This is a genomic window from Proteus vulgaris (assembly GCF_033708015.1).
Classification (GTDB): domain Bacteria; phylum Pseudomonadota; class Gammaproteobacteria; order Enterobacterales; family Enterobacteriaceae; genus Proteus.
Genome location: NZ_CP137920.1, coordinates 2,111,395 through 2,133,998, shown reverse-complemented (window position 1 = coordinate 2,133,998; position 22,604 = coordinate 2,111,395). Strand labels below are relative to the sequence as shown.

Sequence of the window (22,604 nt, the reverse complement as noted above, 5' to 3'; positions counted from 1 at the left end):
AACGGTTACTTATCAAACCGTGAATTACGTAAAGCTTCTTTGACGCGCTTCAAGTTATCTCTGAATTTTGGTCCTCGACGTAAAATAAATCCTGTTGCAAGAACATCAATAATGGTGAGTTGTGCTAGGCGGGAGATCATCGGCATGTAAATATCAGTATCTTCAGGCACATCAAGCAAGATGGGAAGGGTTGCTTCAGAGGCTAAAAGAGAGCCCTGAGTTGTAATGGCAATAACGGCGGCGTCGTTTTCGCGTGCGATTTTGGCAATTTCAACTAAATTTTTAGTGCGCCCAGTATGTGAAATAATAACAACAACATCACCATCAGTACTATTTATACAACTCATGCGTTGCATAACAACATCATCGAAATAAGTAATTGGAATATTAAAACGAGAAAATTTATTCATGGCATCGTGAGCAACGGCTGCCGATGCACCTAAACCAAAAAAAGAGATTTTTTTAGCTTGCGTCAAAATATCAACGGCCCGATTGATAGCTGCGATATCAATATTATTTTTAACGTCTTCAAGTCCTGCCATTGCAGATTCAAAAATTTTATTGGTATAAGAAGAGACAGTATCGGAATCATCAATATTACGATTTACATAAGGTGTGCCGTTGGCAATGCTTTGTGCTAATTGTAATTTGAAATCAGGGAATCCTTTTGTTGCCATACGACGGCAAAAGCGATTAACAGTTGGCTCACTGACATCAGCCGTTTTAGCCATTAAAGCAATACTTGAATGGATAACGGTTTGTGGCGCAGTTAAAACAGCTTCTGCGACTTTTTTTTCTGATTTACTCAAGATGTCCAGATTAGACTGAACTCTTTCCAATATATTCATTAAATATACAGATCCTTGGCTTTACCAATTTCAATAAAAGGAGAAATCTATAACAGTTTTATGAAAATATACTACGCAAAGAACAAGGCTTGCAGTGTAATCCATCGGCAAACAGGGCTTTTTTCGTTAAAGTATGACGAGTGTCTAACTTTCAAAGCTGAAAACAAGAAACAAAACTGTTGTAAAGTTACAAGAAGAGATAAAACACTCGGCATAAAATGAAGCATTACAAGATGTGTGGTAAGTTAGAGACTAAAATGCGCAAGTGTATTTACTGAATACACCCAAAAGAGTACATTAATACAAAATTCTGTAACAAAATTACAAAATCTCATCATGAGGAGACGTTCTATGGCAGCGATATCGACTGCTCAGGCCTGTGATCTGGTTATCTTCGGTACGAAAGGGGATCTCGCACGCCGTAAGCTCATTCCATCATTATATCAATTGGAAAAAGCAGGATATATTCACCCTGACTCTCGCATTATTGGTGTCGGTCGTGCTGATTGGGATGTTGAGGCATATAAAAATGTCGCTCATGAAGCGTTAAAAACCTTTTTAAAAGAAGAGATTAACCCTGAAGTTTGGCAACGTTTAAGTGAGCGCTTAGATTTTTGTAATCTTGATGTTAATGAAACAGACCATTTCATTGAGTTATCAAAGCATCTAAAACAAGATAAATTACCGGCTATCTATTACTTTGCTATGCCTCCAAGCACCTTTAGCGCAATGTGTCAGGGATTAGGTCATGCAAAATTAAATAAAGAGCCTAACCGTGTCGTAATGGAAAAACCATTAGGGACAGATTTAGCGTCTTCTGTTTCTATTAACGATAGCGTAGCGAAATACTTTAAAGAAACTCAAATTTATCGTATTGACCACTATTTAGGTAAAGAAACGGTTTTAAATCTATTAGCACTGCGTTTTGCAAACTCATTATTTGTTAACAACTGGGACAATAAAACGATTGATCATGTCCAAATTACGGTTGCAGAAGAAGTGGGTATTGAAGGGCGTTGGGGATACTTTGATCAAGCGGGTCAAATGCGTGACATGGTGCAAAATCACCTATTACAAATCCTGACTATGATTGCGATGTCACCACCGGCGGATTTAACTGCTGACAGTATTCGTCAAGAAAAAGTAAAAGTTTTACGCTCATTACGCCGTATTGATAACACGAATATTCGCGAAAAAACGGTTCGTGGACAATATACGGGTGGCTTTGTGCAAGGTAAAAAAGTACCAGGTTATCTAGATGAAGAAGGTGCTAATAAAACCAGTAATACAGAAACATTTGTGGCAATCCGCGCTGATATTGACAACTGGCGTTGGGCAGGTGTTCCGTTCTATCTAAGAACGGGTAAACGTCTACCAAGCAAATGTTCAGAAGTTGTGGTTTATTTTAAAAAGCCTGCGCTGAATATCTTCAGTGAGACTTATCAAGAGTTACCACAAAATAAGCTGACGATCCGTTTACAACCCGATGAAGGCATCGATATTGAAGTGCTAAATAAAGCACCGGGGCTCGATCATAAACACCGTTTACAAACAACCAAGTTGGACTTGAGCTTCTCTGAAACATTCAATCAAACACATTTAGCGGATGCTTACGAGCGCTTATTGTTAGAAGCTATGCGCGGGATCCAAGCGCTATTTGTGCGTCGTGATGAAGTAGAAGAAGCATGGAAATGGGTTGATTCAATTATCAATGCATGGGAATGCGATAATGAGTTGCCTAAGCCATATCAAGCGGGGACATGGGGACCGGTTGCATCTGTTGCCATGATCACCCGTGATGGTCGCTCTTGGAATGAAATTGAATAATTGATTTTGATTGTCCATTCTAAAAAGAAAACACCCAGAGCTATGCTGGGTGTTTTTCTCTTCAGTAACTATTTTTAAGCATAATTACTGGCTAATAAATGAATAAAACCAAGCTAAAACGAAAATTGTTTCAATAACTATTCATAAGACTTATAAGCCATAGCACAATAAAAAATTAAAACTTAAACAAAACCAACCAATTAACGAAAAAAATTTCCTTAAAAGCATTGCTTTAAATAATTTGGCATGATAGAAATATCATGTAACATTTAACCATCTTATATGAGGGTTCGGAGTATATCGTGCGGATGGTCTGTGCGATGAAAGAATAAATAATCATGACTAGCGCCAAAAGCGTCAAAGTTAAACGTTCTACCTATAAGTTATTCCTTTCTGCTATTTTATCCAGCGAACACTACTGGTGTGGCGCATTATAGAAACCTCTCATCTTAATCCCTGAGTTATCAGGAAACGACGTTGCCTTAACGTTCGGTTACTATTGCCGCCAGAAAGACTATCTACATATTCTCTATCTTCTGTGCAAGAAACGTTTTGGCGTATTTCGAATATGTATGAGAGATGAAAAAAATGATTTATTGGATATTTTTAGCATTAGCTATTGTTTGTGAAGTTATCGGTACTTTATCGATGAAGTACGCCAGTGTGAGCGGTGGTTACACTGGTATGATTGTGATGTGGTTAATGATTGCCACTTCCTATATCTTTTTAGCCATAGCCGTCAAAAAAGTGGCATTAGGTGTAGCATATGCACTGTGGGAAGGTATTGGAATTGTCATTATTACAACATTTAGCGTTCTGTGGTTTGGTGAATCACTCTCACCATTAAAATTAGGTGGTCTTGCAATGTTAATTGCAGGGATCACACTGATCAAATCAGGTACTAAAAAATCGACGGTTGCTAAGAAAACAACAGAATCGGTGAAAAGTATTGCGGGTAAAGCCAAGCATGTTGCCAGTGCTGTAAAAGGAGCGAATAAGCCAATTCCTGCCAATATCAAGGAGGCTTAATTATGTTAGCTCAATTTGAATGGTGGCATGGTGCGTTTTTAATACTTGCCGTAGTGCTCGAGATTGTCGCAAATATATTCTTAAAAATGTCTAACGGCTTTAGCCGAATGGGATTGGGAATATTATCATTGTTTTGTGTGTTAGGTGCTTTTAGTGCGCTTGCGATGGCCGTCAAAGGAATAGAGCTTTCGGTAGCCTATGCACTTTGGGGAGCATTCGGAATTATTGCAACTATCGCCGCTGGTTGGATTTTATTTAATCAACGACTCAATTATAAAGGATGGGGTGGGATTATATTATTACTGGTTGGCATGGTAATGATTAAATTTGCCTAAATCTAATTAACTTAATGAGTAATGAATAGGTAAGAGCAACAAGATAAATACCACAGTAAAATTAGAAAATAAAAAAGGGCTGAGCTTTTCTGAATTCAGCCCTTTATTTTATATCTAAGATATTATCATTCTATTTTTTTAGTCAAATTTGTGTTTCTGATAGCAGTTAAATAAAGTGAAATTAAATATATTTAATATAAAATATATTTAACTATTTTTACTTTAAAATGAGACTGTTTGAGATTATCGGAAAATGACAATGAAACTAAAATATATCGCTTTATGCTTTCCTTTATTACTAACGGCTTGTGGTGAAAAAACAGAGCCTATCGGTTGTTCTTCAGAATTAACACAATCTTCTCTTATAGATGCTTTGAAAAAAACAACACTAGAGGAAATTTCTCGCCAAACAAGTAATTACTCCGATGTCACAAATCAATTAAAACGAGCAACATTAGAAGAAATTAGCTTTAGTGTGTCTGAAATAATGACCAAGGCGAATGATCCTAATAGTACGATGAAATCATGTTCCGCAATGGTGTCAATGACTATACCGGCAAATAATTATGAAATATTACATGATTATTATCGCACGGAATTCAACAGTAACCTTGATAAAACCCTTGAAACCTTATCATTAGAGCAAAATGCAAATACTTTCTCTGCGAGAATAGATTATAGCGTTCAACCAACCGATGATAATAAAACAGTATTTGTCAATCTTGCTACAAGAAATAGTATTTCTAATGGCGCAGCTTTTGTTTCCACGTTATCTATAATTAAGCCAATTAAAGAACAACAAAGAATATTGCAACAACAGCAAGAAAAGGAATTACAAAAGAAACAAGATGAACTTCGTCAACAGCAAGAATTGAATCGACAACAACAATTATTAGATCAACAAGCAGAACAAGAATCACTACGTCAACAGGCGTTAGAACAACAAGAAGTTCGTCGTCAAAGACAAGCTTTGCAAGAAGCACCAGAACTTTCACTTTCTCAAGCAAAACAAGATTTTCTTACCGCAGATGCTAAATTAAATAATAAATGGCAAAGTTTAAGTAGTGAACAGAGAAAAGCGTTATTATTAGGTCAACGCCAGTGGATAAAAAATAAAGATCTTATTTGTGGAAAAGTAACATCTGAAGGCAGTGATGAAAAATTAGCAAAAATATATAGTTGTCATGCTGAGGCAATAAAAAGCAGGATCCCTGAGTTAAAATAAAGTTATAAAAATTAGCATCTGTCATTAATGGTAGGTGCTAATTAAATTTGTCCGTTTTTTTTATTTTTATGTTATTTTTTATTATTTAAACAAGGAGAATATATGAAACGGATATTAGTTGCAGGAGCAACTGGTTATTTAGGACGATTTCTTGTGCAAGAACTAAAAACACAAGGTTATTGGGTACGTGTTTTAGTTAGAAATCACCAGCAAGCAACACAGTTTACGAATATGGATGATGTTTTTATTGGTGCAATAACACATCCTGACCAAATAAAAGAGATTACTAAAGATATTGATTGTGTTATTTCCACAGTAGGGATCACTCGGCAAAAAGAGGGATTAACTTATATGGATGTTGACTATCAAGCGAACGTAAACCTTCTCGAAGAGGCTATAAAATCACAAGTTAAACAGTTTATTTATATCTCCGCCATAGATGGAGATAAATACCGTCAATTAAAAATCTTTGAAGCTAAAGAGCGTTTTGTTGATAAATTAAAACAATCTAATTTATCGTATTGTGTTATTCGACCTAATGGCTACTTCAGCGATATGGGCGATTTTTTACAAATGGCTTCGGCGGGAAAAGTCTATTTATTTGGTTCGGGCGAACAAAAAATTAATCCTATTTCAGGTAAAGATCTTGCCCAGTTTGTGATTAAAATGATAGGGCATAATGTGAAAGAAATTTCTGTGGGCGGACCTGATATTGTGTCATTAAATCAAATTGCTGAGCTTGCAGGTATTGCATTAAATAAAAAAGTAAAAATTATCCATCTCCCAGACTCATTAAGAAAAATGACTATTTTTATATTGCGCCATTTTACTTCTCAAAAATTTTATGGGCCTTTTGAGTTTTTCTTAACATTTATGGGAAATAGCCATATTGGTGAGATTTATGGCGATGAGCATTTATCAGATTACTATCTTGACTTAGCGAATAAGTTAAATTCAAAAAATAAGCACCCATAAAATAGGGTGCTGAGTACAGCGTGGTTACATTGCTGCAATAATTTTAATTTCGACTTTATATTCAGGGTGCATTAATTGTGCTTGCACAGTACAACGTACAGGTGCGCTACCCTTAGCAACCCATGCATCCCACGCTTTATTCATACCTTCAAAATCAGCTTTATCAGCTAAAAAAATTGTCGCATCAAGAATTTTAGTTTTATCAGAACCTACACGTTGTAACAAAACGTCAATTGCCGCTAATGTGTCTGCTGTTTGTTCAATAATATCGCCTGATAAATTTTCTGGCACTGCTGTGTAATAAATCGTATCGTTATAAATAACGGCTTCAGACCAGCGATCTTCAGGGTCGATACGTTTAATTGTCATTACGAGTTCTCCTTTGTATTAACAGCATAGGTGGTACTTTTGGTTATCCACTGGCATAATTTACGTCTTATTTTATAAAAAGAGTATGCCTGTGTCAGACGATTTTGCAGAAAACGGGATTTTAACCCGAACTATTCCAGGATTTCATCCCCGTGAAGCTCAACGACAAATGGCGAAATCAATAACGGAAACTATTGATAAGCAAGGTGTACTTATCGCTGAAGCAGGGACAGGTACAGGGAAAACGTATGCCTATCTCGTGCCCGCATTGCGCTCGGGTAAGAAAACGATTATTTCAACAGGCTCTAAAGCCTTGCAAGATCAATTATATAGTCGAGATTTACCCACGATCATTGAAGCAATTAATTATGATGGTAATACCGCATTATTAAAAGGGCGTTCAAACTATCTTTGCTTAGAACGACTTGATCAGCAAATGCTCAGTGGGGGTGATCTTGACGCTGAAGTTTTGTCTGATGTTATGTATGTACGCCAATGGTCAACACAAACAGAAGATGGTGATGTTAGCCGTTGCCATAGTGTTGCGGAGGATAGCCGAGTTTGGCCTTTAGTCACAAGCACTAACGATAACTGTTTAGGGAGTGATTGCCCTCGCTATAAAGAGTGTTATGTTTTAAGCGCTCGTAAAAAAGCAATGGATGCAGATATTGTAGTGGTTAATCATCATTTATTTATGGCGGATACTGTCGTTAAAGATACCGGTTTTGGTGAGCTAATTCCGGAAGCTGAAATTATGATTTTTGATGAAGCCCATCAAATTCCAGATATCGCTAGCCACTATTTTGGTCAGCAACTTACCAGTAGGCAGCTTTTTGATCTCGCCAGAGATATGACGGTGGCTTATCGCACTGAAGTTCGTGATCAAGTTCAGTTGCAAAAAAGTGCGGATAGATTAACGCAAATGGTGATGGATTTTCGCCTAGCGTTAGGTGAGACAGGCTATCGAGGAAACTTACGTGAGCTATTGCAAGGTGGTGAAACAAAACGTTTTCTTACGTTATTGGATGATGCCTTAGAACTGAGCTACGACGTAATGAAACTCTCATTAGGACGAAGCCAACTACTCGATAGTGCTTTTGAACGCGCCACCGTTTATCGCAATCGCTTAAAACGTCTGATTGATACCACAATCCCGGGTTATAGCTACTGGTTTGAAAGTTATGGTCGCCATTTCTTATTAGCGATTACGCCACTCTCTGTTGCGGATAAATTTCGCGAATTAATCAAATCGCATAAAAGCAGTTGGGTATTTACCTCAGCAACACTTTCTGTGAATGAGCAGATGTCTTATTACACAGATAGATTGGGCTTAGAAAAGGCGACAACACTGATTTTAAACAGTCCGTTTGATTATCAACATCAAACATTACTCTGTGTCCCGCGTTATTTACCACCATTAAATCAGTCTTATACGGCGAAACGTTTAGCTGCTATGCTAACGCCCGTTATTTTAAAGAACCAAGGTCGCTGTTTTTTCCTTTGTACTTCACATGCCATGATGCGTGGACTTGCCGAAGAATTTAAAGCCAGTTTGCCATTACCTGTATTGATGCAAGGCGAAATGAGTAAGACACAATTACTGCAAAAATTTGTCTCATCAGGTAATGCGCTTTTAGTTGCAACACAAAGTTTTTGGGAAGGCGTTGATGTGCGCGGCGATACACTGTCTTGTGTGATTATTGATAAATTACCTTTTACCGCACCTGATGATCCTTTATTAAGAGCCCGTATTGAAGATTGTGAATTGCGGGGCGGAGATGCTTTTAAGGATGTTCAAATTCCTGATGCTGTTATTAGTTTAAAACAAGGTGTTGGGCGATTAATTCGTGATGTACACGATTATGGTGCAATTATAGTTTGTGATGATAGGTTGGTTTCTCGTGCTTATGGCGAGGTTTTTCTAAGTAGTTTGCCACCCTCACCACGAACGCGTTCACTCGAAAAGACAATGAAATTTTTGAGCCAACGCGCACAGCATAATGAAACACAAGAAATATCGGATTCATAATAGCGATCGCACAGAATGTGTGTTTATTCTGTTGAACACTATTATGATATTATTCTTCCTCTTTTAATTATCGAATTTGCCGGAGTTATGGCGTGTCACTGCGAATTTTAGCAATTGATACTGCAACAGAATCTTGTTCAGTTGCAGTTTGGAATGAAGGCGTTGTTGCTTCACGTTTTGAAATCTCACCTCGTGAACATACACAAAAGATTTTACCGATGGTGAAAAGCGCCTTAGAAGAAGCAAATATCACATTACAATCATTAGATGCACTTGCTTTTGGACGAGGTCCTGGAAGTTTTACGGGTGTTCGTATTGGTGTAGGTGTTGCACAAGGTATCGCGTTAGGTGCAGAGTTACCTATGATTGGTATTTCATCACTTGCCACAATGGCTGAAGGTGTCTTTCGAACAACGGGTATCAGACAAGTTCTTGTCGCAATAGATGCGCGTATGGGGGAAATTTATTGCGCTCAATATCAGCGTAATGATGCAGGTGTTTGGATGGGGGAAGACTCTGAAGCCGTAATGAAACCTGAGCAATTTATTGAAGCATTACAATCAACGACGGGGACATGGGGAATTGCCGGTACGGGCTGGCAAGCTTATCCTGATTTAAGAGGAAAGCTACCTTTCTCGGTTATTGAAACTGAAATTACACTTCCTGCTGCGCAAGATATGTTACCTCTTGCTGTAACCGCTTGGCATGAAGGTAAAGCAACGAAAGTTGAAGATGCTGAGCCTGTTTATTTGCGTAATGAAGTGACGTGGAAAAAACTGCCTGGGCGTGAATAGATTTATGAGTATCTATTAGACGTCGAAGAATGAAACTAAGCTATAATATTATTATAGAGTAACGTTAATATTGACTTGCAATGAGGTGGTTTATGAACAGACAATTAAACTACCGTTTGGTAAGCAAAGCGCTATTTCTATCTGGTGCTTTGTTTCTAGCGGGATGCGTCTCTATACCTGAAGCTATCAAAGGAACATCAGCAACACCTGTTACGAATTTAAATAGCGTTTTTGTTGCACCTGAGCTTTATGTTGGTCAAGAAGGGCGTTTTGGTGGACGTGTGATCGATGTTAAGAATCTCCCATCATCAACACAGCTAGAAATTGCTGTTATGCCTCTTTCTCAATACGATGCCGCCCCTGAATTACAACAACCTTCTATTGGGCGTCTCTATGCTAATGTTATGCATTTCTTAGATCCTGCTGATTACAAAAACCAGTATGTCACTGTTGTTGGTACGATCAAAGGTGTTGAAACAGGCAAAGTGGGTGAAGCCCGTTATCCATTCTTACGTATTGATGTGACAGGTATGAAACGTTGGACACTGACACAGCAAGTCATTATGCCAGCACCTGTTATGACATGGGGATATTATGGAGATGGTCCATGGGGTTATTACCCTGGATATGGTGGCTATGGTGGATATCCATATGGAGCTGGTCAAATCGTACCCATTTTGGAATAAAAAATGGGTGTTTAACCATATGACGATATAATATTTCATCTCCATTTGTGTGAAACGGTGTATAATCAATATCTATAATATATTAGGTAACTATCTAATAGAGTTATTAAAGTTGAATAAAAATAAAGGAGAGGGCGGTTTTGACCGCCTTCTTTTTTGTTAATCTAAAAATAAAATATTTAGTGACACACTTCGCATCTTCACAACAGAAAATTGTTTGTGCTGGTAGGATGAGTTAATACTTTGTTAAAAATAAAACATAATATTAACCCAAGAAGTGCGATTAATCAGGAGTACTACTTTGGAAAAAGTCTGGCTTAAACGTTATCCGGCAGATGTCCCGGCTGAAATTGACCCGGATCGTTTTGCATCTCTTGCTGAGATGCTTGAAAACGCTGTCGCAAATTACGCAGATCAACCCGCCTTTATCAATATGGGCGAGGTCATGACTTATCGCAAACTTGAAGAGCGTAGCCGTGCTTTTGCAGCATACTTGCAAAATGGCTTAGGATTAAAAAAAGGTGATCGTGTTGCCTTAATGATGCCTAATTTACTGCAATATCCCATCGCGCTTTTCGGTATTCTTCGTGCAGGCATGGTCGTCGTAAACGTAAACCCACTTTACACACCTAGAGAACTTGAACATCAGTTAAATGATAGTGGTGCAAGTGCTATTGTCATCGTCTCAAACTTTGCCCATACGCTCGAAAAAATCGTATTTAATACCAGTATTAAACACGTTATTTTAACCCGGATGGGTGATCAGCTATCTCGTCCTAAAGCAACATTAGTTGATTTTGTGGTTAAATATATCAAACGATTAGTGCCTAAATATAATTTGCCTGATGCAATTTCATTTCGTAGAGCAATGCATTTTGGCTATCGTATGCAATATATTAAACCTGAAATTACAGGGGAAGATTTAGCCTTTTTACAATACACAGGCGGAACAACGGGAATTGCGAAAGGGGCTATGTTAACGCATCGCAATATGTTGGCAAATCTTGAGCAAGCAAAAGCGGCTTATGTACCGGCACTCAATGTAGGTAAAGAGCTGGTGGTTACCGCGTTACCGTTGTATCACGTTTTTGCTTTAACCGTAAACTGTCTGCTCTTTATTGAAATTGGTGGTAAAAATTTACTTATTACCAATCCTCGTGATGTGAAAGGGACAATTAAAGAACTAGGACGTTACCCTGTCACGGCAATTACTGGCGTAAATACTTTATTTAATGCTTGGTTGCACAATCCAGAATTTCGTCAACTTGATTTTTCCAAACTAAACCTTTCTGTTGGCGGTGGCATGCCAGTACAAAGTAGTGTTGCTAAAGAGTGGGAAGAATTAACGGGCAAGCATTTGTTAGAAGGTTATGGTTTGACGGAATGCTCTCCTTTAGTCACTGGTAACCCTTATAATCTGAAAAAATACAGTGGCAGTATTGGATTACCTGTACCTTCAACAGATGTTAAGTTTATCGATGATGAAGGCAACGAGGTTGATCGCACGGTAGGCGGTGAAATGTGGGTGCGAGGCCCTCAGGTCATGAAAGGCTATTGGAATCGCCCTGATGCAACGGATGAAGTTTTACACGATGGTTGGGTTGCAACCGGTGATATTGCCACAATGGATGACGAAGGCTTTATTCGTATCATTGATCGCAAAAAAGATATGATCCTAGTTTCAGGCTTTAATGTATACCCTAATGAAGTCGAAGAGGTTGTTGCAACACACCCTAAAGTTTTAGAATCTGCGGCGATTGGCGTACCAAGTAAAAACTCAGGTGAAACAGTTAAAGTATTCATTGTGAAAAAAGATCCATCATTAACAGAAGATGAGATAAAAACACATTGTCGTCGTTACCTAACAGGTTACAAAGTACCTAAAATTATTGAGTTTCGTGATGAATTACCAAAATCAAATGTTGGTAAAATTTTACGCAGAGAGTTAAGAAATGAAGAAAAAGAGTTGAAAACCTCAACAGAATCTTGATACAACACTCAATAACCTTTTTCAATTTCGCCGGTTTATACCGGCGTTTTTGTGATTACATAAAAAGTCACTAGACATAAAAACAAGAGAAACCTGTTTTGAATTATTATTTGATTACGACAGACACTGAACTAGATACCGCCTGTAAAGCTGCTTCAGAGGCTTTACACATTGCTTTAGATACAGAGTTTGTCCGCATACGTACCTATTATCCGCATCTTGGTTTGATCCAGATGTATGACGGTAAACAGATCTCTCTTATTGATCCGTTAACAATTAAGGATTGGACTCCTTTTGTTGAGCTATTAACAAACCCAAGCATGATGAAATTTCTCCATGCGGGAAGTGAAGATCTCGAAGTTTTTTCTCACCAGTTTGGCTGTGTTCCAACACCCATGATTGACACTCAGGTGGTTGCTGCATTCTTAGGCCATCCGATTTCTTGTGGTTTTGCGACATTAGTTGAGAAATATGAAAATATTGCGCTAGATAAAAGTGAATCCCGAACAGATTGGTTAGCGCGTCCTTTAACTGAAAAACAGTGTCAGTATGCCAGCGGTGATGTTTTCTATTTGCTACCTTTAGCTGAAAAATTAATTAAAGAAGCTGAAGAAGCTGGCTATATGGATGCCATTGTAGATGAATGCCAAATGATTGCAGAGCGTCGACAAGAAACGGTTATACCAGAGCTTGCTTATCGTGATATTAGCAACGCATGGCAATTAAAAGGTCAACAGCTAGCATGCTTACAAATGCTTGCAAAGTGGCGTTTAGAACAAGCTAAATCTCGTGATATGGCATTAAACTTTGTTGTGAGAGAAGAGCATTTATGGTCTGTTGCTCGTTATCTTCCTTCCTCATTAGCCGAACTTGATGCCTTGTCACTTTCAGGTCAAGAGATCCGTTGCCATGGTCGCCGTTTATTAGATTTTGTTGTTAAAGCGAAAGAAATTAAAGATGAAGATTGTCCAGAGCCTATCGGTAATTTAATTGAACAACCAAACTACAAAAAAGCATTTAAAGCGATTAAAGCGGTTATTCAAGATATTAGTGAAGATAAGCGCTACAACCCTGAGCTATTAGCGTCGAGAAGACAGATTAACCAATTATTGAGCATTCATTGGAAAATAAAAGAGGGGCAGCCTGAATTGATTTCACGCTGGCGTAAAGCATTATTAGAAGAGAAAGTGACAGAAATCCTGGCGCAATATCCATAATTTGTTAATTGTTTATTTTCCAATCACTAATGCCTAAATAAGATGGCATTTTTAGTTAATAAAAAAACAAATTGATGTATGACGAATAGGAGTCTCTTTTGAGGCTCTTATTTTTTTGCACACAAAAAACACCTAGGAAAGGTGAGATAATATATAGGTTAAATAAATTATGAGTAAATATAGATGTTATTGTGAAATAACCTGTCTCCTTTGACTTATCACCAATGATTAAAATAGCAACGAGATATAGCGCTATTTGGGCATTCAGGTGTTTTCAATATATATATAATTAAACACAGAGCCAATCAAATTAATTATAGTTTATGGCTGGCTCTGTGAATAATGACTTAGATAAAGCGTAAAATATGATTTACTTTGTTGGTTCTTCACTCTCAGGTAAAGTCACATTTAGCTCTAGTACAGAAATATCATCGCCTTTTTGTTCAAATTGAACAGAAAGCATATCAGGGTCTATCTGCACATATTTACAGATGACACCTAATAAATCTCTTTTCATATCAGGTAAATAAGCTGGCTCGCTATCACCACGGCGACGCTCTGCTACGATAATTTGTAGACGCTCCTTGGCAATATTAGCTGTCGACTTTTTACGCGACAGGAAAAAATCTAGTAAAGCCATCTTTTACCCCCCAAAAAGGCGTTTCAGAAAGCCTTTTTTCTCTTCTTCAATAAAACGGAATGGATGTTCTTCACCTAACAAACGATTTACTGTATCTGAATAGGCCTTACCTGCATCAGATTCGCCATCTAAAATAACAGGTTCACCTTGGTTAGATGAACGTAAAACAGATTGATCTTCTGGAATAACACCCAATAGTGGAATGCATAGAATTTCAAGAACATCTTCCATACTTAACATGTCGCCACGGTTAACGCGGCCAGGATTATAACGGGTTAAGAGTAGATGTTCTTTAATGGGATCTTCACCACGTTCAGCACGACGTGATTTAGAGGCAAGAATGCCTAAAATACGGTCGGAGTCACGTACAGATGATACTTCAGGATTTGTTGTGATAATGGCTTCATCTGCGAAGTAAAGGGCCATTAATGCACCACTTTCAATGCCCGCAGGAGAATCACAAATAATAAAATCAAAACCCATTTCATCGAGTTCATCTAATACTTGTTCGACACCATCACGAGTGAGAGCGTCTTTATCTCTTGTTTGTGAAGCAGGGAGAATAAACAGGTTCTCTGTACGTTTATCTTTAATCAATGCTTGATTTAAAGATGCATCGCCCTGAATAACATTAACAAAATCATAGACGACCCTACGTTCACAACCCATGATAAGGTCTAAATTACGTAACCCAATATCAAAGTCGATAACAACCGTCTTATGACCTTTTTGAGCGAGGCCGGTAGAAATGGCCGCGCTGGAAGTTGTTTTACCAACCCCACCTTTACCTGACGTAACAACAATAATGCGTGCCATGGAGTGATTCCTTGTCGATGCTCTAAATTAAGTTCTCGATTGTTAATTCATTCTCTTGCAGACTGAGTTGTACTGACTTACCAACAAAGTCTGTAGGAATTTGGTCGCTTAGCCAATATTGGCCAGCAATAGAAACAAGTTCAGCAGACAGATGCGTACAAAAAATATGACTATCTTGATCACCCGATGCGCCCGCAAGTACACGTCCACGCAACACACCATAGACATGAACATTACCATCAGCAATTAATTCAGCGCCTGCACTCACGTTACTAATAACGACTAAATCGCTATTTTGAGCATAAATGCGCTGACCTGAACGAACAGGTGTGTGGATAATTTTTGTTTTTTGACGGACAACTGCCAGTGCTTCATTCGTTTTATCGTTATTTGCCTGAGTGCTTGGTTTAGCTATTTTACCTTCATTTAAGATAGGTAACTGTGCGGCAATTATCGCTTCTTTCTGTTGAGCGTTTGAACTACCACTAATTCCCACGACTCGTAAACCAGCATCTTCTACAATTCGCCTCAGTTTTTTAAAATCAATATTTTCATCTGCTAAAGCAGAAACATTGATAACCACAGGTGCGTTTTTCAGAAATTGAGGCGCTTGTGCAATTTTTTCTGAAATAGCCTGACGAATCACTTTCGGTGAACCATCATTTAAATGGAGCACTGAAAGGGTAAAATTACTGCCTTTTAACTCAATGGGCGTGTTTGACATCTATCTGACTCAGTAAATTTTTTATAATCTGGCACAAAAAACCAGAGACGATATTACGAAAGTATATAAGCATGTTATATTTACTAAAATATTCAGGCAAGTCGCTTATTTTAATAATTAGAGTTTAATGAAAATGATTTGTGCAATTTACCGCAGTACCAAACGTGATCAAACTTATTTATACATCGAAAAAAAGGATGATTTCTCTCGAATTCCGGACGAATTATTACAAAGTTTTGGCGAACCACAGTTTTCAATGTTGCTTAATCTCGCGGATAGACAGCGTTTAGCGCATGCTGACATTGAAAAAGTCAAAAAAGCATTAGTTGAGCAGGGTTTTTACTTACAAGTACCACCACCTGTCGAAAGCATGTTAAATGCTTATTTAGATGAATTAAAAAAATCAGAAAAAACTGAATAAATCATCGAGATAAAAGGAGCATAAATGTTCAAATATTCATTCATCGCTGTGATTGTTTCCGGTTTTATGTTATCTGCGTGTACTAATAGCCAACAAAAGTTGGCTGAAAGACAAAATACTGCACCAGAAATAACGGCAGTTGAAGCGCAAAAAACAACACCTCGATGGAAACAAGTGAATGTTGCATCGTTAGAACAAGCGTTTCCTAAAGAAACTCGTACTTCTGAACAATTTCCTGCTTATGTTGATGCGTTAAAATTGAAAGCTGCTCAATTGGGATATAAACCAGAAACAATAGATTTTGCTTTTTCAGAAGCACATTTTATTGAACGAGTGATTAAATCAGATCGAAATCAACCAGAAAAGAAAATCACACTCGATGTTTATTTACCCCGCATTGTGACTAATGGTCGTTTAACCCAAGGCGCTAAGCTTTACCAAGAGAATCAAGATACCCTAGAAAAAATTAGCGAAAAATATGGTGTACCTGCAAACTATATTGTTGCGTTATGGGGGCTAGAGAGTGGCTTTGGTAAGGTGCAAGGCAAAGAAGATGTTGTTTCCGCACTTGCAACGCTCGCGTTTGAAGGCCGTAGAGAGGAACTCTTTGCTCGTCAATTGATGGCAGCATTAGAGATTATTGAAGAAGGTCACCTTCCTCAAGGACAGCGTCTCAAAGGCTCTTGGGCGGGCGCTATGGGGCAAACTCAGTTTATGCCATCTTCTTTCCTAACTTATGCCGCAGATGGCAATGGTGACGGAAAAATTGATATTTGGAATACGCAAGAAGATGCATTTGCTTCAGCGGCTAATTATTTAGCGACTGAAGGTTGGAAAAGTGGACTTCCTTGGGGCGAACAGGTTACTTTATCAGTAGATTTTAACCAACAGCTTGAAGGCATTAAGGCTGAACAGAAAAAAACGGTCGCTCAATGGAAAGCATTGGGGGTTCAATTACCTGTAAATAGCCAATTGAATGATGCAATGCTGGTATGGCTCATTATTCCTGATGATGATTTACACAGAAGTTATTTAGTGACACAGAACTTCCGTACGATTATGCATTGGAACAGCTCTTACTTTTTTGCCCTAAGCATTGTCACAATGGCTGATGGCGTTGCTAATAAAATAAATTCACTGCCTAATGCGAGCTAATCGCGTTTTTACAGTGAAATAAAACACAGCAATTTACCTAAAAGGAACACATTATGTATCAACATCGTGATTGGGAAGGTGCGTTACTTGATTTTCCTGTCAATAAAGTGATTTGCGTTGGCAGCAACTATGCCAATCACATTAAAGAGATGGGATCGGTTCGCTCAGAAGAGCCTGTGATTTTTATCAAACCAGAAACTGCTATGTGTGATATTCGCCAACCTATTGCTATTCCAAAAGAAATGGGAGCGGTTCATCACGAAATCGAACTAGCAGTACTTATTGGTCAGCCACTTAAGCAAGCAAATGAAGATAGAGTGGATCGTGCTATTGCGGGTTTCGGTATTGGTCTTGATCTCACATTACGTGACTTACAAGGTAAATTGAAAAAAGCAGGGCAACCATGGGAAAAAAGTAAAGCATTTGATGGCTCTGCACCCTTATCCGGTTTTATCCCTGTCAATTCATTTGGCGACCCACAGAATGCGGATTTAATGTTACGAGTGAATGACGAGATTCGTCAGCAGGGTAACAGTCGTGATATGCTAACCCCTGTTTTACCCCTTATCAGCTATATGTCTCGCTTTTTTACCCTACGTCCTGGTGATGTGATTTTAACGGGGACACCAGAAGGTGTTGGTCCTCTAGAATCAGGCGATATGTTGGTATTAAGTGTTAATGAACATCAGCTGACAACACGGGTTATTTAATTCGTATCAGATGAGTAATAAGGTAATAACGTAGAGATGACACAGGCTTTTTGGCAGACTAAAACATTAGATGAAATGAGTGATGATGAGTGGGAGTCACTCTGTGACGGGTGTGGACAGTGTTGTTTACACAAGTTAATGGATGATGATACTGACGAGATATACTTTACTAATGTCGCTTGTAATCAGCTAAATATTAAAACCTGCCAATGCAGTAATTACGAAGATCGTTTCCGTTATGAGCCAGATTGTATCAAGCTTACACGGTATAATTTACCCACATTTGAGTGGCTACCCATGACATGCGCGTATCGTCTGTTAGCAGAAGGTAAGGCGTTACAAAGTTGGCATCCACTGATTGCGGGTAATAAAGCAAGAATGCACCAAGCTAATATTTCTGTAAGACATATTGCGGTGCCAGAAACCGAAGTCGAAGATTGGGAAGATCATATTCTTAATCGCCCCAAAGGGCGTGGTTAGTTTCTTATTTTCATTTAAAAGCGCCTTTATAGGCGTTTTTTGTTTAAGGAAGGTAAGTAATGACAATAGATATTGCTGGGCTGATTGCTCAATTAGGAAAAAAGTATCAAGATGTTTACGATAAAAATTTAATTCCTTATAAGTCCAAACCTAAAAATGGAAGTTTGGCGATGAAAAAAGAATTTCTTCACTTACACTTTGAGCCGTATGGCGTTGGTCTAAGCAAAATCACACTGACGCTATTTGATAAAAAAACAAAGCAATTTCATTTCCCTCATGCACTTCCTTTCGGGTTACAGCCATTAATGACACAAGAGTGGTTACATGCGCATTATGGAAAACCGATCCGTTTTGCTAAAAAGAATATTGTTATGTCACTTCATTTAGGTGAAGCAGAAGTCTTTGAATTACCGAATAATAATCAGGTTGTTTTTATCGTCAGATATCCTTACGTTGGTGATAATGTGGTGATTTCGCTTACTTTTGAATTACGTGAAAGTTTAGAAAAACGATGGGATGTTAACTATACAGGTTAACATTATATCAATAATAAAAATTCTAGTTTTGATGCCAATAAGCGAAGAAATAATTTATAAAACGATATATTCTAGAAAATATATTGATGAAATAGTAAAGATATAAGATTTTAAACCGCTTTCTTAGTAAGGAATAAAAAAGTCACTCAATTGAGTGACTTTTTTCAATATAGTTTAAGTGGCTATAGTTATCGGTTTTCAAGATTAATAAGCTGGTGGCGCTGATTAAAAAATTTCTTATAGGTTAAATAGCAAGCAATAATGGTTGAAATGCTGGCTGTTGCCATCAACATAAAAGTCACCATAATTTGATACTTAACAGCTTGTAATGGATCAACACCCGCAAAGATGAGCCCTGACATCATGCCGGGTAAACTGACAATACCCACTGTCTTTGCTGCATCAACAGTTGGGATCAATGAAGATTTAATGCTATCTCGAATAATACTCATTGAGGCTAATTTAGGTGTCGCACCAAGGCTTAACATCTCTTGCAATTGCTGTTGTTGATTTTGAAACCGTTGACCTAAATTATTATAACAAAGCCCTGTTGCTATCATTGCATTACCCGCAATCATCCCCGTGATAGGGATAATTTGAATGGGGGTAAAAGCAATTGAACTGGTGAGCAACAAAATGGCTAGCGTTAATAATGCCCCAGTCGTAATAGCAGTAAAAGAGATTAAAAAAATATCTTTAACGTATTTACTTCGCTTTTTAGCATTATAAGCAGCGTTATAGCAGATAAATAACACCATTAAGAAGGTCAAAATAAAATGGTCAACATGGAAAATATAGGTCAAGACATAGCCAACAATTAATAGTTGGACGATGGCTCTTGCTGTACTCCAAATAATATCTTTTTCTAAAGCGAGTTTTTCTTTGCGGCTAATAAAAATAGCCACAAGAACTAATAAAAGCGAGAAAATCAAAGATTCATTGCTTATCGTATGTTCGTTCATAATATTATGTTCGCTCATAACAAAAGGGTGACGGATAAAAATTAAGCATCATTGTGAGAAGGTAATAAGATCACATCATCAGCATGTTTTATTTCATTTTGATCGTGAGTGACCCATAACACGGCAAGATTTTGATCTTTAACATAATGGTGAATAACATCATTCACTTTTGTTTTATTATCTTCATCTAATGCGCTTGTTATCTCATCAAGTAATAATATTTTTGGCATAAATTGTAGATTTCTTATCAGTGAAATACGCTGTTTTTCACCGCCCGAGAGTTCACTAATTCCTTTCTTCATAATGGATTCAGGTAAACAAAAATAATCCAAATCATGTGCCAGCTTTTTATCATCCACTGAGAGTTTTCGTAAGAAATAAGGAAACTTAAGATTATCGTAAACAGTTTCACCAAATAACATTGGTGTTTGAGTGCAATAAGAAACTTGTTGGCGATATCCTTCGGGTGACAACGTTAAATAGTCTTTATTTTCAAAGAAAATGGCTCCCTTTGTGGGGGAGAGTAGAGAAGCGATAATTTTGAGTAAGGTGCTTTTGCCACAACCTGAAGGCCCTGTGATAAGTTTAAATTCAGAAGGTTGAAGTTCAAAATTGATGTTATCGAGGATAGTTTTGTTATTAACTTGATAACTTATTTTATCAAGACGTAAAAGTGTAGTCGTGCTTTCCATTCTTATCCTAAACTTAAAAGAGAGAATAATTATCATTATATAGAATTAACCATACAATGATCCTGCTTTAAATCAGTTAGTAAGCAAATTTTTGACTATTTAAGTATAGGAGAATAAGGATGCGAACTAATAAAAATGAGAAAATTATTTTTCTCGATTGACTAAAAAAATGCCAAATAAGATCAATAAACCTGAAATTAGAGTAAGACTTGATAGCGCTTCATTTAGTAAAAAATAACCTAAGATCCCCGCTGTAATCGGATTTAACGCAATAAATACACCTGCGCGTGTCGCGCCTATTTGCTTAATCCCAGCATAATAAAAGTAATAGGCAAGGGCAGAGCCAAAAATGCCTAAATAAAGCAAGGAAGCAATATCAATTTGAGAAAATGTTGTGTGGATCAGAATATCAATACGGCCCATTATTAAAGAGCTGACTAATAGTAAAATAGTGCCTATAAAAACAGAATATGCGACAGTTAATAAAGCGCCAATAGATTGGATAACGGGTTTTGCAAATACAGTATAAATTCCCCAACTCAGCACACAGCCTGCAATAAGTAAATCGCCTAAACTAGCCGAAGATGAAGAGGGAGTAGAGATATCACTACGAGAGAGAATAATAGAAAAAGCACCACCTAGGCAAAATAGAATACCAACAAATTGCTTGAGTGAAGGCCATTTTTTTAAGGTTAAAGCGGATAGCAAGGCTATCATAGCTGGATTACAGGCAACGATAAATGCAGCTCTAGAAGCTTGTGTTAATTTCAAACCTTCAAAGAAAAATAAATTATAAAAGAAAATACCAAATAGTCCTAATAACAGTAAAACAGTACCTTGTTTTTTAGTTGGCTTATACCATTTGGTTTTCGTTAAAAATAAAATAAACAGCAGACAGAGAGTCGCGATAACAAATCGCAATGTTGCGAGTAATAAACCATCTATCTCAGGCGAGATAACTCGTCCTGCAATAAAAGTCCCACCCCAAACGATAGAGACTAAGGCTAATAATAGATAAGCCGTTAAATCATTCTTTGGATTGTTTTTCATATTGAGAATACCACTGCTGTATATCGCTGATTATTTCATCCGTTAAACGCTCACCTTGTTCATTATAAAATCCATGATCTAACTTATCGTATTTAATAAATTTCACATTAGGCTGGTTGATATCTTGGCTCAATTGATAAAATGCATCGACATTTACATTAGTATCATTAAGTGTCTGAATAATTAATATGGGCGTGTGTTGATTACTTTTAATGACTTTAAGTAAATCGATAGTAAAAAATTGTTGCCACCATATTTTACTGTGTTCACTTATAAATTGTTCATCATCTATTTGATTATTTTTTATGGCGTCAGCAAATTGCTGAAAGCCATTTAGAGCTTCTTCAACGTGTTCTTTCGGTGTGGTATGACGGACATTATAAAGAACATCATCAAGAAAAAAACGCCCTCCGCCATTTAACGCAATCGCTGCTTTAATATCATTTCGTTTAGCTACCACTAAATGCACCATCGTGGCGCCTTCACTTCCACCAATTAAAATAATATTCGGATACTGTGGGGATAAATTATCTAATACAGCTTCATAATCTTCGGCTCGTTGTGTGGGATTATCATGACGCTTATAGCTTTTTGGACAATCAATACGCTCACCTTCATATTGTGAATAAGGTAATTGAGCGGTAATGCCGTATTTTTCTACCATTAAAACATCACTATTTGGTAACCATTGCCCAAAGGTTTCTTGGATAAACGTGTTATTTTTAATGCTGTTACAGTCAGAGCCTTGCATTAATACTAATAGAGTTTGATTTTTTTCAGCGCGTTTATCCAAGTAATAGCTAATTTCACTACCATCTTTCCGTGGGAGTAGATGTGTTGATATTTCTGCATAACTAGCAAAAGAAGGAAGTAAAAAAGTAGAGAGTAAAAATAGAAGTTGAGTACGCATGATCACCTTATTTATTTTTGTAGGGGGCTATAAGAAATTTTGTTCTAATAATAAGTAAACAATTAATTTAGTGAAATATTGTACAGAAGCAAGGGAGGAAAAATTTATCGCACAGATAATCGCTATAAAATTAATCTACTTTTAATAAAGCTATAATAAAAATAGCCTGAATAGTCAGGCTATG

At 37.4% G+C, this 22,604-nt stretch carries 24 protein-coding genes; 15 read left to right on the top strand and 9 right to left on the bottom strand.

Features of this window, described 5'->3' with window-relative positions; all coding sequences use genetic code 11:
• Positions 1-5 precede the first annotated feature (5 nt).
• Entirely contained in the window at positions 6-848 is an 843-nt protein-coding gene (locus SB028_RS10140; RefSeq protein WP_069369085.1) for a MurR/RpiR family transcriptional regulator, read from the bottom strand.
• 351 nt (positions 849-1,199) lie between these two features.
• Here SB028_RS10140 and zwf point away from each other — a divergent pair, with 351 nt between their 5' ends.
• The 5 genes from zwf (at position 1,200) to SB028_RS10115 (ending at position 6,239) form a co-directional block, all read left to right on the top strand.
• On the top strand, positions 1,200-2,675 hold the full coding sequence (gene zwf, locus SB028_RS10135) for a glucose-6-phosphate dehydrogenase (RefSeq protein WP_069369086.1): 1,476 nt from the start codon (positions 1,200-1,202) through the stop codon (positions 2,673-2,675).
• 588 nt (positions 2,676-3,263) lie between these two features.
• Positions 3,264-3,704 carry a multidrug/spermidine efflux SMR transporter subunit MdtJ gene (gene mdtJ / locus SB028_RS10130; protein WP_069369087.1) on the top strand — a complete coding sequence of 147 codons (441 nt, stop codon included), beginning with the start codon at positions 3,264-3,266 and terminating at the stop codon, positions 3,702-3,704.
• Positions 3,705-3,706: 2 nt separating this feature from the next.
• The gene (mdtI, locus tag SB028_RS10125; protein ID WP_023582084.1) at positions 3,707-4,039 is read left to right on the top strand and encodes a multidrug/spermidine efflux SMR transporter subunit MdtI; all 333 of its coding nucleotides are present in this window, start codon (positions 3,707-3,709) and stop codon (positions 4,037-4,039) included.
• A gap of 259 nt (positions 4,040-4,298) precedes the next feature.
• A complete protein-coding gene (locus SB028_RS10120) occupies positions 4,299-5,264 on the top strand; it encodes a lysozyme inhibitor LprI family protein (RefSeq protein ID WP_069369088.1) in 966 nt (321 codons plus the stop codon).
• Positions 5,265-5,366: 102 nt separating this feature from the next.
• Positions 5,367-6,239, top strand: a complete 873-nt coding sequence (locus SB028_RS10115) for an SDR family oxidoreductase (RefSeq protein ID WP_069369089.1) — start codon at positions 5,367-5,369, stop codon at positions 6,237-6,239.
• Between the two features lie 24 nt (positions 6,240-6,263).
• Here SB028_RS10115 and SB028_RS10110 read toward each other — a convergent pair whose 3' ends face one another.
• Positions 6,264-6,608 (bottom strand): RidA family protein, encoded by a 345-nt coding sequence (locus SB028_RS10110; protein WP_069369090.1) that lies wholly within the window; start codon positions 6,606-6,608, stop codon positions 6,264-6,266.
• An 85-nt stretch (positions 6,609-6,693) separates the two neighbouring features.
• On the opposite strand from SB028_RS10110, the gene SB028_RS10105 reads away from it, so the two are divergent.
• The 5 genes from SB028_RS10105 to rnd all read left to right on the top strand — a co-directional run bounded on the left by SB028_RS10105 (position 6,694) and on the right by rnd (position 13,324).
• A complete protein-coding gene (locus SB028_RS10105; RefSeq protein ID WP_077885135.1) occupies positions 6,694-8,637 on the top strand; it encodes an ATP-dependent DNA helicase in 1,944 nt (647 codons plus the stop codon).
• Positions 8,638-8,729: 92 nt separating this feature from the next.
• On the top strand, positions 8,730-9,431 hold the full coding sequence (gene tsaB / locus SB028_RS10100) for a tRNA (adenosine(37)-N6)-threonylcarbamoyltransferase complex dimerization subunit type 1 TsaB (RefSeq protein ID WP_069369092.1): 702 nt from the start codon (positions 8,730-8,732) through the stop codon (positions 9,429-9,431).
• A 92-nt stretch (positions 9,432-9,523) separates the two neighbouring features.
• Positions 9,524-10,117, top strand: coding sequence for a Slp family lipoprotein (locus SB028_RS10095; protein WP_069369093.1), 594 nt, complete (start codon positions 9,524-9,526; stop codon positions 10,115-10,117).
• 301 nt (positions 10,118-10,418) lie between these two features.
• The gene (gene fadD / locus SB028_RS10090; RefSeq protein WP_069369094.1) at positions 10,419-12,107 is read left to right on the top strand and encodes a long-chain-fatty-acid--CoA ligase FadD; all 1,689 of its coding nucleotides are present in this window, start codon (positions 10,419-10,421) and stop codon (positions 12,105-12,107) included.
• A 98-nt stretch (positions 12,108-12,205) separates the two neighbouring features.
• Positions 12,206-13,324 carry a ribonuclease D gene (gene rnd, locus SB028_RS10085; protein ID WP_318859372.1) on the top strand — a complete coding sequence of 373 codons (1,119 nt, stop codon included), beginning with the start codon at positions 12,206-12,208 and terminating at the stop codon, positions 13,322-13,324.
• A 370-nt stretch (positions 13,325-13,694) separates the two neighbouring features.
• Here rnd and minE read toward each other — a convergent pair whose 3' ends face one another.
• Genes minE through minC form a run of 3 tightly spaced genes read right to left on the bottom strand, consistent with a single transcriptional unit; the run spans position 13,695 to position 15,504 of the window.
• A complete protein-coding gene (gene minE / locus SB028_RS10080) occupies positions 13,695-13,964 on the bottom strand; it encodes a cell division topological specificity factor MinE (RefSeq protein WP_006536628.1) in 270 nt (89 codons plus the stop codon).
• A gap of 3 nt (positions 13,965-13,967) precedes the next feature.
• Positions 13,968-14,780 carry a septum site-determining protein MinD gene (minD, locus tag SB028_RS10075; RefSeq protein WP_023582090.1) on the bottom strand — a complete coding sequence of 271 codons (813 nt, stop codon included), beginning with the start codon at positions 14,778-14,780 and terminating at the stop codon, positions 13,968-13,970.
• Between the two features lie 22 nt (positions 14,781-14,802).
• Positions 14,803-15,504: a septum site-determining protein MinC gene (minC, locus tag SB028_RS10070; RefSeq protein WP_069369096.1), complete on the bottom strand. Its 702-nt coding sequence runs from the start codon at positions 15,502-15,504 to the stop codon at positions 14,803-14,805.
• A gap of 133 nt (positions 15,505-15,637) precedes the next feature.
• On the opposite strand from minC, the gene SB028_RS10065 reads away from it, so the two are divergent.
• From SB028_RS10065 to SB028_RS10045, 5 genes are read left to right on the top strand one after another with little or no spacing between them, the layout of a single operon-like run.
• Entirely contained in the window at positions 15,638-15,925 is a 288-nt protein-coding gene (locus tag SB028_RS10065) for a YcgL domain-containing protein (protein WP_069369136.1), read from the top strand.
• A gap of 24 nt (positions 15,926-15,949) precedes the next feature.
• The gene (locus tag SB028_RS10060; protein ID WP_069369097.1) at positions 15,950-17,080 is read left to right on the top strand and encodes a lytic transglycosylase domain-containing protein; all 1,131 of its coding nucleotides are present in this window, start codon (positions 15,950-15,952) and stop codon (positions 17,078-17,080) included.
• 53 nt (positions 17,081-17,133) lie between these two features.
• Complete coding sequence (locus SB028_RS10055) at positions 17,134-17,790, top strand: fumarylacetoacetate hydrolase family protein (protein ID WP_069369098.1); 657 nt, start codon at positions 17,134-17,136, stop codon at positions 17,788-17,790.
• Positions 17,791-17,826: 36 nt separating this feature from the next.
• The gene (locus SB028_RS10050) at positions 17,827-18,270 is read left to right on the top strand and encodes a YcgN family cysteine cluster protein (protein ID WP_069369099.1); all 444 of its coding nucleotides are present in this window, start codon (positions 17,827-17,829) and stop codon (positions 18,268-18,270) included.
• A gap of 59 nt (positions 18,271-18,329) precedes the next feature.
• On the top strand, positions 18,330-18,806 hold the full coding sequence (locus SB028_RS10045; protein ID WP_069369100.1) for a DUF6392 family protein: 477 nt from the start codon (positions 18,330-18,332) through the stop codon (positions 18,804-18,806).
• 188 nt (positions 18,807-18,994) lie between these two features.
• On the opposite strand, the gene fetB is transcribed toward SB028_RS10045, so the two are convergent.
• The 4 genes from fetB to SB028_RS10025 form a co-directional block, all read right to left on the bottom strand.
• Entirely contained in the window at positions 18,995-19,768 is a 774-nt protein-coding gene (fetB, locus tag SB028_RS10040; protein ID WP_069369137.1) for an iron efflux ABC transporter permease subunit FetB, read from the bottom strand.
• A gap of 41 nt (positions 19,769-19,809) precedes the next feature.
• Positions 19,810-20,460: an iron efflux ABC transporter ATP-binding subunit FetA gene (fetA, locus tag SB028_RS10035; RefSeq protein ID WP_069369101.1), complete on the bottom strand. Its 651-nt coding sequence runs from the start codon at positions 20,458-20,460 to the stop codon at positions 19,810-19,812.
• A gap of 144 nt (positions 20,461-20,604) precedes the next feature.
• Positions 20,605-21,510: a DMT family transporter gene (locus tag SB028_RS10030; protein ID WP_069369102.1), complete on the bottom strand. Its 906-nt coding sequence runs from the start codon at positions 21,508-21,510 to the stop codon at positions 20,605-20,607.
• Entirely contained in the window at positions 21,488-22,420 is a 933-nt protein-coding gene (locus SB028_RS10025) for an acyl-CoA thioester hydrolase/BAAT C-terminal domain-containing protein (protein ID WP_069369103.1), read from the bottom strand. Before SB028_RS10025 ends, SB028_RS10030 begins: the two co-directional genes overlap by 23 nt.
• Between the last annotated feature and the right edge of the window lie 184 nt (positions 22,421-22,604).

What these genes read in the sequence shown, in the direction of transcription:
- SB028_RS10140 (WP_069369085.1), bottom strand. Translation starts at nt 848, where the DNA reads ATGAATATATTGGAAAGAGTTCAGTCTAATCTGGACATCTTGAGTAAA.
- SB028_RS10115 (WP_069369089.1), top strand. Translation starts at nt 5,367, where the DNA reads ATGAAACGGATATTAGTTGCAGGAGCAACTGGTTATTTAGGACGATTT.
- mdtJ (WP_069369087.1), top strand. Translation starts at nt 3,264, where the DNA reads ATGATTTATTGGATATTTTTAGCATTAGCTATTGTTTGTGAAGTTATC.
- SB028_RS10095 (WP_069369093.1), top strand. Translation starts at nt 9,524, where the DNA reads ATGAACAGACAATTAAACTACCGTTTGGTAAGCAAAGCGCTATTTCTA.
- SB028_RS10045 (WP_069369100.1), top strand. Translation starts at nt 18,330, where the DNA reads ATGACAATAGATATTGCTGGGCTGATTGCTCAATTAGGAAAAAAGTAT.
- minC (WP_069369096.1), bottom strand. Translation starts at nt 15,504, where the DNA reads ATGTCAAACACGCCCATTGAGTTAAAAGGCAGTAATTTTACCCTTTCA.
- SB028_RS10060 (WP_069369097.1), top strand. Translation starts at nt 15,950, where the DNA reads ATGTTCAAATATTCATTCATCGCTGTGATTGTTTCCGGTTTTATGTTA.
- SB028_RS10050 (WP_069369099.1), top strand. Translation starts at nt 17,827, where the DNA reads ATGACACAGGCTTTTTGGCAGACTAAAACATTAGATGAAATGAGTGAT.
- minE (WP_006536628.1), bottom strand. Translation starts at nt 13,964, where the DNA reads ATGGCTTTACTAGATTTTTTCCTGTCGCGTAAAAAGTCGACAGCTAAT.
- fetB (WP_069369137.1), bottom strand. Translation starts at nt 19,768, where the DNA reads ATGAACGAACATACGATAAGCAATGAATCTTTGATTTTCTCGCTTTTA.
- SB028_RS10110 (WP_069369090.1), bottom strand. Translation starts at nt 6,608, where the DNA reads ATGACAATTAAACGTATCGACCCTGAAGATCGCTGGTCTGAAGCCGTT.
- fetA (WP_069369101.1), bottom strand. Translation starts at nt 20,460, where the DNA reads ATGGAAAGCACGACTACACTTTTACGTCTTGATAAAATAAGTTATCAA.
- SB028_RS10030 (WP_069369102.1), bottom strand. Translation starts at nt 21,510, where the DNA reads ATGAAAAACAATCCAAAGAATGATTTAACGGCTTATCTATTATTAGCC.
- SB028_RS10065 (WP_069369136.1), top strand. Translation starts at nt 15,638, where the DNA reads ATGATTTGTGCAATTTACCGCAGTACCAAACGTGATCAAACTTATTTA.
- minD (WP_023582090.1), bottom strand. Translation starts at nt 14,780, where the DNA reads ATGGCACGCATTATTGTTGTTACGTCAGGTAAAGGTGGGGTTGGTAAA.
- SB028_RS10120 (WP_069369088.1), top strand. Translation starts at nt 4,299, where the DNA reads ATGAAACTAAAATATATCGCTTTATGCTTTCCTTTATTACTAACGGCT.
- mdtI (WP_023582084.1), top strand. Translation starts at nt 3,707, where the DNA reads ATGTTAGCTCAATTTGAATGGTGGCATGGTGCGTTTTTAATACTTGCC.
- zwf (WP_069369086.1), top strand. Translation starts at nt 1,200, where the DNA reads ATGGCAGCGATATCGACTGCTCAGGCCTGTGATCTGGTTATCTTCGGT.
- SB028_RS10055 (WP_069369098.1), top strand. Translation starts at nt 17,134, where the DNA reads ATGTATCAACATCGTGATTGGGAAGGTGCGTTACTTGATTTTCCTGTC.
- SB028_RS10105 (WP_077885135.1), top strand. Translation starts at nt 6,694, where the DNA reads ATGCCTGTGTCAGACGATTTTGCAGAAAACGGGATTTTAACCCGAACT.
- SB028_RS10025 (WP_069369103.1), bottom strand. Translation starts at nt 22,420, where the DNA reads ATGCGTACTCAACTTCTATTTTTACTCTCTACTTTTTTACTTCCTTCT.